Raw genomic sequence first — 14637 nt, forward strand, 5'->3', positions numbered from 1 at the left:
TAAACGAAATAAATACAGCTATTTTATTTAAAAAGCACTGAATAAATTTCATCATAATTTTCAACCGGTACAAATTTAATTGCTTTTTTAACTTCCTCAGGAATATCGATTAAGTTTTTCTGATTAGATTTTGGTATGAATACCGTTTTAATACCTTTCTTAAAGGCAGCGAACGATTTTTCTTTTAGACCACCAATTTCTAAAACACGACCACGTAGAGTAATTTCACCTGTCATGGCAACATCTTGAGGTACCGGTTTGTTTGATAAAGCTGAAATCAAGGCCGTTGTGAAAGTTACACCAGCACTTGGACCATCTTTTGGAACCGCTCCTTCAGGAACGTGGATGTGAACTTCATTGCTTTCAAAATCAAAATTAATATCATATTTTTTAGCATTAGATCTAACAAATGAATAAGCAATAGAAGCCGATTCTTTCATAACATCTTTTAATGAACCAGTTAATTTAAAACCACCATTTTTATTTTCATATTGACTAACTTCAATTTGTAATGTGCTACCACCAATTGATGTGTATGCTAAGCCATTAACAACTCCAACCTGAGGTTGGCTAATTTTATCCAATTCAGAAAATTTAGGTGTACCCAATAAGTCGAAAGCAGTTTGTAAATCAATGACAAATGTTTTGATATTTTCGCCTGAAACAATTTTTGTAACGATTTTACGAGCGATTTTATCAAATTGACGTTTTAAAGCACGTACACCTGCTTCCGCTGTGTAATGTTTGATTATTGCTTCTATAACAGAATCTTCAATTTGGAATTGCTCAGGTTTTAGACCTGCTTGACGTGTACAAATATCCAACAAGTGTTCACGAGCAATTTTTACTTTTTCATTGATGGTGTATGAGTTTAATTCAATTATCTCAACTCTATCCAATAATGGCGCTGGAATATTTTCGTAGTAGTTTGCGGTGGCAATAAACATAACCTTAGATAAATCATATTCGTGTTCAAGATAATTATCTTGGAATTTTGTGTTTTGTTCAGGGTCTAAAACTTCTAACATTGCAGAAGAAGGGTCACCTTTATAATCTGATGACATTTTATCAATCTCATCAAGTAGGATAAGCGGGTTAGAAACCCCCGACTTCTGAATTGCTTTGATTATTTTACCCGGCATTGAACCTACATATGTTCTTCTGTGGCCTCTTATTTCACTTTCATCATGAACACCACCAAGCGAAATTTTTACATAACTCTTGTTTAATGCTTCCGCTATAGCTCTAGCTAATGACGTCTTACCAGTACCTGGAGGCCCTACTAGCGTTAAAATTGGCACGTTGTTGAAATTCTTTTGGACTTTAGTACTTTGTTCATCTTCTTTGAATAATTCCATATCAATTTGGTGATTTTCATCAAAATCCAGAAGTGATTTACCTTTAGATTTTTGAGCCTCGTTTTTATGGTTAATAATTAATGATAAATATTCAATAATACGTTCCTTAACTTCGCCTAATCCGTAGTGATTTTTATCCAAAATTTCTCTGGCTTTCTTAATATCGAGTGTTTCAATTTCAACTTTTCTTCAAGGCATCGATTTAAGAATATTAATGTATGAAGCACTAATATTTGCATCCGGCGTACCAGACATCATACCTTTTAATTTATTAGACTCAGCTTTAATTAATTTCGTGACCGATTCAGGAAACATTTGTTTCTTGACGTCGTCTTTCATTATTTTAGAATATTCAGATTCTTCCTCTTCGGGATCTGAATCATTTTCTTGTAATGATTCTTTAATGGCACGTAATTTTTCTTTCAATAGAAATTCCCGTTGCTGTTTTTCTAAATTATCTTTTACTTTTTTATTGATTTCGTTTTCAACCAATGCATCTGATACAGCATCACCTTTTGCACCAGACTTAGTTTTTTTGGTTTTGCGTTTTGAATTGGTTTTAGAATCGCTTTCGTTAAATAAACCAATACTATCAAAGGTCGCTAACTCTTTAGGAGATCAATTCTCCATGTCACGGAATGATAGAATATATTCTTTTAGAATTTGTAATTGATCCATTGTTTTATCAGCGTTTAAAACATTATATTTAGTTAAATTATCTGCTATTGTAAAAAATAGGATAGATAAAATTAAGTCAACAATAGTTGAATCAGCCGTAATTGGTGGAAGGTATTTTTGAGATTCATTATCAAATGAATTTCTACTGCTGTAAGGGTGAATTGCAAACATATTATATGCAATACGTTGTCAAACTTCTGATTGAGCTAATTCTGTTGTAGCCTCTTCAATCTGAGTAAGTAATGAAGTTTCGGCAGTAAAATCAGTTGAAGTGGTTCTATAAGGATATTTATTTGTGTTAACAGAAATTACATCAATCAATTTATCTGATGAAGCGCCTTCATAATTAAAACTTTCAATTGTATGTCTTCCTATACCAACTAAAGTAATTTGATATGTAGATTTTTCTTTCTTGACATGTTTAATACGACAATATGTCATTGTGTGTTCAAGATCATTAACTGTTAAATCAGCAATATTTTTTTTGGAGTAATCACTATTGTTTTTGCCAACAAAATGATATGCCAACATTAAATATTCTTGTTTTGAATCCACTGGTTCAAAAGTGTCATAAGATTGTTCATACGAATCCAATTCATCAACTATGATTGTATCATCTTCGATGAAATCGATTGCATTAGATACAGTTCATTTTTTTGTTAACGAATCTAGGTATTCTTTGGTTCAGAATTGTCCATATGGTTTAACTTCTATGATTTTTGTTTCATGTCCATAAATAACACCGGTATTGAACTCTTCGCCCCCTATCATTGCTACTAATAATTTTTCGGTCATTTAACACCTCTTTCTAAGTTTTTATTAATATATTTTAGCACAACGACAATTAGAGTGCTAAAAATTAATTAAATTATTCTTTTTATTGTGGAAATACCACATTAATGTAAATAAAGGCCTACTTAGCCTTTACTACGATATTGATAATTTTATTAGGTACGAAAATTTCTTTTACGATATTTTGGTCTTTTAATCAGTTTGCAACTTGTTGTTTTGCTAAAGCTACTACGTAATCTTTCTTATTATCGTTATTTGAGACAGTAATTTGTCCTCTCATTTTTCCGTTAATTGTTATAGCATAAGTTGTTTCATCTAATTCTAATGCGGTTTCATCTATTGAAAAATCGTACAAGTTTTTTAGATTGAAAAATCTTTCGGATAACTCTCATGCTAGATGAGGAATAAACGGTTCTAAAATGTTTAAAATGTAATAGAAAAATTCAGTGTTTAGCTTATCATCGGTAATTTTATCGTAAGCATTCATTGTTTCCATGCACCACGCAATAATTGTATTAAATGAATATCCATTACGACGATCACTAAATAGTTCTTCCTGTTTTTTTAAGCCTAAATGAAGTTTTCGACGAGCAAGTTTTTCATCGCTATTCAATTTAGATACATCAATGTTTTTGAAATTGGTATCTAGATTTAAATTACTTGCTTTCTCGATTAATCTTTGAATAAATTTGTGACTACCTTCGATTCCAGATGTAGATCATTCAAGTTCCTTTTCCGGCGGAGCGGCAAAAAGAATAAATAATCTTAAGGTATCGGCATTATATTCTTTAACGGCATCGTTTGGACTTACTGTATTACCTTTTGATTTTGACATTTTCGACCCATCTTTTAACACCATTCCTTGAGTCAATAAATTAGCAAACGGTTCTCTAAAGTCAACGAAACCTAAGTCTGATAATACTTTAGTGAAGAAACGTGCGTATAGAAGGTGTAAAATGGCATGTTCAACCCCACCAATATACTCATCAACTTGATTTCAATATGCAACATTTTCCTTATCAATTGCAACTTCATTACGTTTTACAGGCGGAACTGTATATCTTAAGAAATATCAGCTTGATTCAAAGAATGTATCAAAAGTATCAGTTTCCCTACGAGCTGTTTGGCCACAAGCGGGACAAGTTGTTTGCAATCACTCGCTATTAGTTAATAAAGGATTACCCATTCCCGTGAAATCAACTTTTTCAGGTAGAGCAACTGGTAAATTTTCAATCTTTTCAGGTACAATGCCACACTTTTGACAATGAATCATAGGAATTGGGGCACCTCAGTATCTTTGGCGTGAGATACCTCAGTCTTGAAGATTCATTTGTACATCACGAGTCAATTTATCAGTATTTACGTCAAAATTATTAATGCCAATTTCTAAATTATTTTTTAAGGCATAATCTTTATGACTTTTTAATTTTGAACTATCCACTAATACAACTTTATCATTAGAACCAATTGATGCAAAATCGCTAACAACAATCGAATATAAATGTTCATTGAATGACGCCTTGGCTCTTAAATTAAGTTTAGAGCACATTTGCGAAGAGAAATCTTTGGCAGTGGCTTTAGCTTTAATTTCGTTAATTTCGTTTATTTGTTCAGCCGTAATATGGTTTAATTCTTGCATTTTTTTAATTAGAGAATGAGAAGCACTAATAGCTACGAAATCAAATGTTTTTAATTCATCTGCATTTTTAACAAAAACACTTAAATCGGCTATTTTTGAGTCATCTTTTAAAATTTCAAAATTAACGTTATAACCGTGTTCGTAGCCTATTCAACGTTTTTGCATCGTCAATACTTTTTCCGGTCAGTGGCCAGTTAAAGTATCTAAATCGCTTTGTAATTCGTCGGCATAGTCTCTTATTTTTAAATAATATTGTTCCATTTCCTTTTGAACTACAACTTCGTCGCAACGTCAGCAAAGGCCATCAATAACCTGCTCATTAGCTAAAACAGTTTGGTCTTTTTCGCACCAGTTTAATGGCGATTTTTTACGGTATACTAATCCTTTTTGTCACATTTTGATGAACAACATTTGTTCTCATTTAGTGTATTCTTCATCGCTAGTGATACATTCATAATCGCCTCAAGCAAATGAAATGCCCAATCTTTTCAATTGAGGATTCATTTTAGCAATATTTTGGTAAGTTCAGGTTTTAGGATGAATACCGTTTTTTACTGCTGCGTTTTCAGCAGGCAAACCGAAAGCATCTCATCCAAATGGATGCAACACATTAAACCCTTGACGACGATAATAACGAGCCATAACATCTGAAATTGAATAATTTCTTACATGTCCCATATGGATATTTCCGGATGGATAAGGAAACATACTTAAAATATATTTTTTAGGTAAATCATGATCCTTTGATGGGATAGAATAATTGTTTTCATCTCAGTATTTTTGTCATTTTAATTCTATTTCATTTTGGTTGTATTTGAAGTTTGACATAAAGACTCCTTTTTAATTTTTTTATTGTTATTTTGTAGATATTTTGAAAACCCAAGTTTCAAATCGAAGGTTAATATTGAAGTTAATAATATTGAATTTATTGCGAAATTAACTAAGTTGAATGTTCCATAAACAATAGTGCTAGCCAATAAGTAGTTAGGTATGTAAAAAAATAATCCTTTAACTTTATCGTATGAATTCACCATTTCGGTAAAACCAGGGGTTTTAATCACCTTAAAAAGATAGAAATATAGCGGGGTTACGACAAAAACATTAATAATTACTAATGCAATCGTAGCACAAACATTTGCTAATGATAGACTAGCTAAGTTTGATATTAATTCTACTTTGAAAGGTTTTTTATTTTTAAGTAATTTTGTCAAATAATTATAAAAAATTAAGTAAAACAAAATAAATATTGCTTGAGATACGATTAACATTCCATGACCCAATAAGCCAAGAATATCATACCCAAAAGCGGAGTAAGAAGGACCTATAAACAGCATAATCAATAAAACTAATATCCCTCATCATATCCCGATAAATCTAAAAGACGCGAGCGTAAAAATTAACGATAAATTAAATTTTAGAAACCCATTAAAAGGTATAAATTGTCCAATCAAATCACAAACAATAGCTAATGCAAGCATCAATCCCGCCAATGTGATTTTGATTGTAATTCGATTATTTCAATACATTATTTAGTTCCAAATATTCTATCTCCCGCATCACCCAGGCCTGGTTCGATGTATTTTTCGTTATTTAATATTGGGTCCAATGCTGCTAAATATATTTTGAAATCAGAACCAAAAGTATTAATTACCCTATCGACACCTTCTCGGCAACCTACTAAACAAATTAAATTAACGTTCGTAAAACCATCACTATGAAGTTTGTTGATAGCATCAACTGCAGAACCACCAGTAGCTAACATTGGATCCACAACGAAAACATAACTGTCTTTGCTTATTTCTGGCATTTTATAAAAATATGTACTTGGTCGTAAAGTTGAGTGATCTCTATACATTCCAATGTGCCCAACTCGTGCTTTAGGAACTAGTTGTAATAAACCTTCAATCATTCCGAGCCCAGCTCTCAAAATAGGAACGAAAACAACATCTTTATCATATGTTTGACCTGAGAATTCTTTATTTAAAGAGGTTGTAATTTTTTTAGGTTTAGTCTTATATTCTCTCAATACTTCATAAACCATTAACGAAGCTATTTCATTTAAATTTTGTCTAAACACTGAGTGGTCTGCATTCTTGTCTCTCATGTTAGTTAATTTGATTGAAATTAAAGGGTGTTCAATAACTTTTAACATCGATTCTCCTATAGGAATTAAATTTATATATTAAATAATAACACATAAACAACCCATTATTTGATAATGTTTTATTTTATTGGGCTACTTTTGGTCAGTTGAATGTATTTTCAGTCAAATTTTAGTTTGCAATTTTATTCAGTTTTAATCTACGTCAGTAATAAAAGCAAAATGCACATTTTGCAATAAAATTCGATTGAAGCAAAATAAAACACGGTTGAACCGTGTTATGATTATAAATCTTGAATTGCGTTTATTGCTGGTAATTCATGATCCAATAAGTATTGTTGACTAGCTCCACCACCAGTTGAAACGTGGTTAATTTTGTCTTTAAATCCTAATTTTTCACTAGCTGAAATAGTGTCACCGCCACCAATAATAGTGTAAGCATTTGAATTTACCATTGCATTTCCGATTGCAGAAGTTCCTGCTTCACCAAATGGTAACTCAAACACGCCCAACGGTCCATTTCAGTATACCAATTTAGCATTTGATAAATGTTTTTCATATTCTTTAATAGTTTTAGGACCAACGTCAATACCCATGTGACCTTTGGTTACATTTTGATTTTTAGAATAGCTTACTTTACCTTCTTCGAAAGATGTTACCATTGCATTATCTAATGGAAGAATAAATTCACATTTGCAATTTGCCATTAAATCACGAGCAAAATCTATTTGGTCGTCTTCAACTAATGAATTCGCAATTTCAAAACCTTTAGCTTTTAAGAATGTATAAGCCATAGCGCCGCCAATTAAAACTTTGTCAGCCTTTTGGGTTAATTTAGTTAAATATGAAATCTTATCCTTAACTTTTGCGCCACCAACAACAGCAACGAATGGGTGTGTATCGCCGGCAAATGCTGTATCAAATGCATTAAGTTCTTTTTCAACTAGTAATCCAACTGCTGAAACAGGAACACGTGTTGATATCCCAACATTCGACGCGTGTGAACGATGTGCTGTAGCAAATGCATCGTTAATAAATACATCAGCAATAGCCGCTCATTCTTGTCCTAATTCAGGACTATTTTTACTTTCAGCTTTATCGTTTAAGTCTTCAAAACGTGTGTTTTCGACAAGCATAACTTGTCCAGGTTCAAGTTTTTGTACGGCTTTTTTAAGCATTTCGCCTCTAGTTTCAGGCACGAAGAAAACTTTTTTATTTAATAGTTTAGATAATTCTTGTGCAATTGGGAATAAAGATTTTTTAAGTTTATCTTCTTCAGTTTTAATTCTGCTTAAGTGTGATAGTAAAATCACCTTTGCATTTGATTTAATTGCATAATTGATTGTTTCTAATGCTGCAACGATTCTTTCGTTTGATTGAATAATCCCGTTTTTAATAGGAACATTAAAGTCAACTCTAATAACAACATTTTTGTTTTTTAGTTCAACATCTCTAATTGTTTTTTTCATTTTCACTCCTAATTTTTTTTAATAATTTTATTATATAAAATACTTAGCATTAATTTAGTAATAATTGTATTTTCTATGTGATTATTACCATAAAAAATAAATTACTAAATTTACTAAAGATACAGAAAATAAGCAATAAACAAAAAATCACCGAAGTGATTTGAGTATTATTCAACCGCTATAACTTCTAGGAACGTATCTAAATCAAGAGTAGCATTTCCAATTAAAAAACCATTAATATCATGAATTTTAGCCAAGCCGACTATATTTTCAGCGTTTACTGATCCACCATATATTATTTTAGCATCCGAAGAAGTAATTGAACGAATAAACACAGCCATATCGTGAACAAATTCAGGTGTAGCGCATTTTCCGGTTCCCATTGCCCAAATTGGTTCGTAAGAAATTATTACTTTACTAAAATCTAAACCTCTTGAAGAATCCTCAATTTTTTTCTTAACAACTTCCTTAGATAATCCTTTTTCAAATTCTTCTAATGTCTCACCAAAACAAATTAGAGGTGTGATTCCATATTCGAGAGCAGCGCGTGCTTTGGCATTAACATCCTCACACGTTTCATAATGATATCTTCTTCTTTCGGAGTGACCAACAATTACATATTTAATATCAAATTCACTCAACATTTCTGCTGAAACATCTCCTGTATATGGACCACAAGGAAAAGCCGAAACATCCTGAGCAACTAACATTAATTGTTTAACCTTATTAAACCCTACATGTGCTGCCAAATTAATAGGTGGCATCGCGATACCAAATTCATTAGATAAGGTGGCATCGCGATAACGACTATCACGACATCTTTTTTTATACTTTCTATTAAATTCTGTCAATCATTCAGCACTTTCATTAAATGTTTTATTCATTTTTCAATTCGCGATAACAATTTTATTCATTAGTTCTCCTTAATCGATTTATCAAATATATTGATTATTTTAATAGATTATTCAAATCTTGTTCATTTAAAATAGTAATACCAAGTTTAATTGCCTTATCTTTTTTGCTACCTGTATCATCACCGCACAATAAATATGAAGTCTTTGATGAAACGCTCGAAGAAACGATTCCGCCATTGTTTTCAATGATTTTAGTGTAAAAATCTCTATTTTCTGTTAATTTACCAGTAATAACAAATGTTAAATTGCTTAGCTTAGTTGATATTACTTCTGATTGTTTTTTGTATTTAAATACTGAGTCTAAATAATTTAAAAGTTCCACATTTTTTCCACTTTTAAGGTATTCAATAATAGATTCGATAATTTTTGGACCAATATTTTCGACATATGTTAATCCAAAAAGTTCTTTATCGGCCATTAATTCTGAGAAATTATTGTATTTATTCGAAATAAGTTTTGCCGCTCTAGCTCCAACATGTTTTATTCCAAGTGCGAACAAAACCTTATTAAATTCACTGTTAAGACTTTTTTGAATACTATTCAGTAAGTTATTGACTTTAGTTAAGCCATAGCGTGGCAATTCTAAAATTTGGTCAACTTTGTATTTTAATTTGAAAATATCTTCAATACATTTAATGATTCCGGTTTTATAAAAATCCTTAACAGTCGATAAACCCAACCCTTTGATATTTAAGCTTTCGCGAGCAGAAAAATGATAAATTTTATTGATATTTACATCTGGGCATTCCTCATTTGGACAAAATTGGTCGACTATATCTTCATGTTCAACCAACACCGAATTGCACGATGGGCAATTCAAAATTTTAGGAAATACATTTAATGAATTTTTTGAAACAAGATCTATTACCTTAGGAATTATTTCTCCGGCTTTTACAATAGTTACTTCATCGCCAATGTTTACATTCATGTCTTGGATAAAATTGTAATTGTGCATAGTGGCATTTTGAACAGTAGTTTGATTCAATACCACTGGTTCTAAATTTGCAACATATGTAATTTTGCCAGTTCTGCCAACGGTGGCTACTATATTAGTAATTATGCTGGTGGCGCTTTCAACTTCATATTTGAACGCTATGGAATGTTTAGGGAATTTAGCAGTTTTGCCAAGTTTAACTCAGTATTTCAAATTATTAAGCTTTATTACAAGTCCATCCGCATCATAATCTAATTTGTTTTTGATTTCAGCAAATTGCTCTATTTCATCTTCTAATTCTTCTAGTTCAACAACTTTAGATAATGGATTAGTTGGGATATTTAAACTTTTCATAAATTCTAATGCTTCTTGTTGGGTGTTTACACCATGCAATTCAGGCTGTACGAGTTCATATAAAAATGATTGAAGCCCTCTTTGCGCAACTATATCAGAATCCAATTGTCGCAATGTACCACTGGCAGCATTACGTGGATTTGCAAATGCTTTTTCTCCTAAAATACTCATTTTACTATTCAATTCAACAAAATTGGTTTTTGGTAAAAACACTTCACCACGAACTTCTAAATCAGGTTCGTAATTAATAATATGGGGAATGGATTTAATTTGCATTATATTTTCTGTCACATCTTCGCCTTCGATCCCATTTCCTCTTGTTAAAGCTTGAACTAGATAACCGTTTTTATAATGCAATGAAATAGATAAACCATCAATTTTAGGTTCAACACTAAAATTAATATCTTCAAATGGAACATTTTTTTCAATGTTATTAATATATTTAATTATTTCATCGTAATTGTAAGCTTTGGAAAGAGATAACATTGGCTGTTTATGAGTAACCTTAGTAAATTTAGAATTATAAATATTCATTCCACTGCCGACTAGATTAGTTGGTGATTGAGGATGTTTAAATTCTGGATATTGTTGTTCAAGTTGCTCTAATTGCTTCAACGCCTTATCATATTCCAAATCAGAAACACTCGGGTTATTATCAATAAAATATTCTTGATTTCACTTATTAATTAATGATGTTAATTCTTGTATTCTTTTTTTCATAATTATCTCCATCTAATTTATATATTAATAATATAGCAAATTTATATTTATAATTTAAATAGTAAAAGTATTTATTAATTTTATGGGGTGAAAATGAGTAAATGATTTGAATATGACGGCAGTAGTTTGCTTGAATGTTTAACCAAAAACAATAATTGTGAACAAAATTTATTAATTATCCATGGGTTCGCTTCCAATTTTAAACATATGAAATCTATATATGAAAATTTGAATGATAAATTTAACATTTATGCTTTAAATTTACCGGCTCATGGAGAAAGCGATTATGAGCCTGAGTGAATGGATTTTAAAGTTTTTAGAAATATCATATTAGAATTTATTCAAAGACTTAAGCTGAATAATATTACCTTACTAGGGCACTCAATGGGTGGCGCTTTAGCGCTTTTATGTGCTGAAAAAATTTCACATCTAGTTGATAGAGTTATTTTGTTAGCACCAATGAATAGAACCCAATTGATATATGAAGATAAATTTGAATATTTTTATCCGCGTAATATTAATCAATATAAAAACTTAGCTCAAATAATATTTGCAAAACCAGAAAATTTTCTCAAAAATAATAAATTTATGAATTCTGTCGAATATTATTTTAAAAATAAACAAGAAACATTTAATGTTCTATATCCCTTCGGGTTAACACTGAACAACGAAAAATATTTTGCCAAAATAGATCGTGCAATTTCAGTTGCTGATTACCCTATTTACCTAATTAATGGTGATCAAGACGGAATAATGCCAGTTGAGTTAGCAATCAAACATTTTAAAAAACTAAATAAAAATGTTAAATCATATTTAATCAAAAATTCGGGGCATTCAATGTGGCTAGAAAACTTTAATGATACTTTTAATACAATCAATAAAATCGTTTCAGACAAATAAAAAATCGCCGAAACGATTTTAAAATTGTGCAAAGCCGGTTAATTCATATCAGTTTGGAATTTGTAAAACACTATTTTTAATAAGTGCACATAATACAACTAACCCTGCCATAATGATAAAGACTATCAAATCACGTCATGTGGGAATAAGTAGACGGTAACGAGTTCTCTTCCCATATGGATCATATCCCCTAGTTTCCATAGCGTTTGAAAGATCTTCAGCTTTAGCAAATGACGTAGAAAACAAAGGAATAATTAATGTCGTAAAAGCTTTAGCCTTATCTTTAATTTTTCCGTTTGTGAAATCAACTCCACGGCTAGCTTGTGCTTTCATAATTCTTTTAGCTTCAATCATCAAAGTCGGAATGAAGCGTAAAGCAATAGAAATAACCATTGCGATAATGTGTGTAGGGATGAATAGCAATTTTAACGGAACCAATAGATCTTCGAGTGCTTTCGTTAATAGTATTGGCTTAGTAGTTGTTACAAATAAGGTAGTAACCATTATCATAATATAAATTCTAAAGACCAAGGATAATGTCCGCGCAACCACACCATAACTGAATGCAAAAGTTTGCGAAGTACCAATATAGAAATATACATGATAGATTTCTCTAGTTTGGTCAGTAATTTTCATTGTATACACATTTACAAATAGTATTATTACGCCAATTATTAAAGGCATTTTCAGTAATGAGAATACACCTTTTAAATTTTTTGTGCCTACCAAATAAACAATTAATAATGGCACTAATAAAATAGCTAGGGTCATGAAATGAAATGATATAAATGTTAAAACAATATAAGCTATATTGCAAATTAATTTAATTCTCGGATCAAGACGATGAACAAATGTATCGTCATAAACATATGATCCAACTGGAGATGTAGCAGACATTATTGACCTCCTTTATTAATTTGTTTACCGATGAAATTTGCTAACTCATCAATAGATTTCGTTTTAGGTATATTTCAGCCCAGCGATTCTAATTTAGAAATAAAAGCCAATAATTTTGGTGGTTGCATGTTATTTTTTAGTAAAAACTGAGTATCTTTTAATACGTCGTAAGTTGGACCATCTTTTATAATAGTGCCTTTTCTCATCATTACAACTCTTTCAGTTACTTCTAATACATTATCTAAATCGTGTGTAACAATGACTATTGTTTTACCCATTTTGTGTAATCTGGTAAAAATTGATAGAATTTCTTCAACTCCAACAGGATCTAAACCGGCGGTTGGTTCATCAGCAACAATAATATCAGGTTCAATTGCTAAAATACCCGCTAAAGCAACTCTGCGTTTTTGACCGCCCGACAAACCGAATGGTGACTTTTGAAGATACGAATCATCAAGTCCACAAAGGTTCAAATATTTTTTAGCCCGCATTTTGGCTTCTTCTTTATCTACGCCAAATGATAAAGGGCCAAACATAATGTCTTTTTCAATTGTTTCTTCGAAAAGTTGATATTCTGCAAATTGAAATGCAATCGCTACTCTTCTACGAATATCTTTTGCTCTTTTAACTTTTCTTAAATTTTTTAAGATTAATTTAATTGATTTTTGACCATTCTTATGATTTACTAGTTTAATTCAAGAAGCCCTCAATTTGAAATCGTCTTGAAAATGTATTATTTGTCCAGTTTTTTTGTCTTTTTTTGAATTAGAAAAATTCCACTCAATTTCACCTTTAGAAGGTAATAATAGACCATTCAGATGTTCCACAAATGTAGACTTACCGCAACCTGTTTGACCAATAACACCAACAAATTCGCCTTGCTTTAAATTAAAGTTAATATCTCGAAGTGCTGTAAATTCCATTCTCGTTCCACGACTATAAATGTGGCTTAATTTAGTTATTTTAATTTGCATAGTTGCTCCAATAGTTCATGTTCATTGTATGTTGGCTCGACACCTTTAATTTTGTCGCTCAATTTATAAATAAATGGTGAATCAATTTTGGCAATTTCAACTATTTCCTTATTATTTAATATATCCTTCGGAGCCCCTTGAGCAATTATTTTTCCTTGGGAGAATACTAAACAATAGTCAGCCATAATAGCTTCATCCATATCATGAGTAATCGAAATAAGTGTTTTTTCTCTTTTTGACTGAATTTCGCGAATAATATTTAAGACTTGATTTTTACCAACTGGGTCCAACATTGATGTTACCTCGTCAAAAATTATTACATTAGGATCTAAGGCTAAAACCGAAGCAATAGCAACCCTTTGTTTTTGACCACCTGAAAGTAGATGAGGTTCACGAGTCAAATAATTTTTCATACCGACTCTATTAGCTAATTCATCAATAATAGGCTTCATTTCCTCACGTTTTAAGCATTTGTTTTCCAAACCGAAGGCAATATCATCTTCAACAGAAGCACCCACAAATTGATTATCTGGATTTTGAAAAATAATTCCTATTTGCTTTCTTACTTCACGAAGTGTTTGAGCACTGATGACTATTCCGTTTATTTCAATTGAACCACTAGCGGGTTTATAAAGTGCTACTAGCAATTTTGAAAATGTAGATTTTCCGGAACCATTGTGACCTAAAATAGCGACGTATTTACCGTCGGGAATTTCAAAACTAATACCATCAATTGCGTTGCGATCAGCATCGGGGTATTTAAATACTAAATCTTTAACTTTAATCATAATTGTTTATTATAACCTACAACCATATAATATTTCAACTTATATATAAAATATTAATTATTTAGTGAATAATCTTGCTTTTAACTATCTTTTTGTGGTATTGCAAAATATAGTTAAAT

Annotated in this window: 11 protein-coding genes; 1 reads left to right on the forward strand and 10 read right to left on the reverse strand. The window is 31.1% G+C overall.

Translation table 4 applies throughout. The features are described from left to right. Positions 1-23: 23 nt before the first annotated feature. The 7 genes from lon to ligA all read right to left on the reverse strand — a co-directional run bounded on the left by lon (position 24) and on the right by ligA (position 10959). Entirely contained in the window at positions 24-2831 is a 2808-nt protein-coding gene (lon, locus tag HLA87_RS00080; RefSeq protein WP_171110723.1) for an endopeptidase La, read from the reverse strand. 118 nt (positions 2832-2949) lie between these two features. Then, complete coding sequence (locus HLA87_RS00085; RefSeq protein WP_171110725.1) at positions 2950-5295, reverse strand: class I tRNA ligase family protein; 2346 nt, start codon at positions 5293-5295, stop codon at positions 2950-2952. Further along, positions 5262-5993 carry an MPN527 family putative ECF transporter permease subunit gene (locus HLA87_RS00090; protein ID WP_171110727.1) on the reverse strand — a complete coding sequence of 244 codons (732 nt, stop codon included), beginning with the start codon at positions 5991-5993 and terminating at the stop codon, positions 5262-5264. Before HLA87_RS00090 ends, HLA87_RS00085 begins: the two co-directional genes overlap by 34 nt. After that, positions 5993-6619, reverse strand: a complete 627-nt coding sequence (upp, locus tag HLA87_RS00095) for a uracil phosphoribosyltransferase (protein ID WP_171110728.1) — start codon at positions 6617-6619, stop codon at positions 5993-5995. The genes HLA87_RS00090 and upp overlap by 1 nt, the downstream gene beginning before the upstream one ends. A gap of 233 nt (positions 6620-6852) precedes the next feature. Beyond that, a complete protein-coding gene (locus tag HLA87_RS00100) occupies positions 6853-8037 on the reverse strand; it encodes a phosphoglycerate kinase (protein WP_171110729.1) in 1185 nt (394 codons plus the stop codon). 167 nt (positions 8038-8204) lie between these two features. Continuing rightward, positions 8205-8951, reverse strand: coding sequence for a triose-phosphate isomerase (gene tpiA, locus HLA87_RS00105; protein WP_171110730.1), 747 nt, complete (start codon positions 8949-8951; stop codon positions 8205-8207). A gap of 34 nt (positions 8952-8985) precedes the next feature. After that, positions 8986-10959, reverse strand: coding sequence for an NAD-dependent DNA ligase LigA (gene ligA, locus HLA87_RS00110; RefSeq protein WP_237022746.1), 1974 nt, complete (start codon positions 10957-10959; stop codon positions 8986-8988). A gap of 93 nt (positions 10960-11052) precedes the next feature. On the opposite strand from ligA, the gene HLA87_RS00115 reads away from it, so the two are divergent. Continuing rightward, on the forward strand, positions 11053-11859 hold the full coding sequence (locus HLA87_RS00115; protein WP_212752333.1) for an alpha/beta fold hydrolase: 807 nt from the start codon (positions 11053-11055) through the stop codon (positions 11857-11859). Positions 11860-11877: 18 nt separating this feature from the next. Here HLA87_RS00115 and HLA87_RS00120 read toward each other — a convergent pair whose 3' ends face one another. From HLA87_RS00120 to HLA87_RS00130, 3 genes are read right to left on the reverse strand one after another with little or no spacing between them, the layout of a single operon-like run. Then, complete coding sequence (locus tag HLA87_RS00120) at positions 11878-12756, reverse strand: energy-coupling factor transporter transmembrane component T family protein (RefSeq protein ID WP_171110733.1); 879 nt, start codon at positions 12754-12756, stop codon at positions 11878-11880. Then, a complete protein-coding gene (locus HLA87_RS00125) occupies positions 12756-13730 on the reverse strand; it encodes an energy-coupling factor transporter ATPase (protein ID WP_171110735.1) in 975 nt (324 codons plus the stop codon). Before HLA87_RS00125 ends, HLA87_RS00120 begins: the two co-directional genes overlap by 1 nt. After that, a complete protein-coding gene (locus HLA87_RS00130) occupies positions 13715-14518 on the reverse strand; it encodes an energy-coupling factor transporter ATPase (protein WP_171110737.1) in 804 nt (267 codons plus the stop codon). Before HLA87_RS00130 ends, HLA87_RS00125 begins: the two co-directional genes overlap by 16 nt. Between the last annotated feature and the right edge of the window lie 119 nt (positions 14519-14637).

Source organism: Mycoplasma miroungigenitalium, from assembly GCF_013008635.1.
GTDB lineage: Bacteria > Bacillota_I > Bacilli_A > Mycoplasmatales > Metamycoplasmataceae > Mycoplasmopsis > Mycoplasmopsis miroungigenitalium.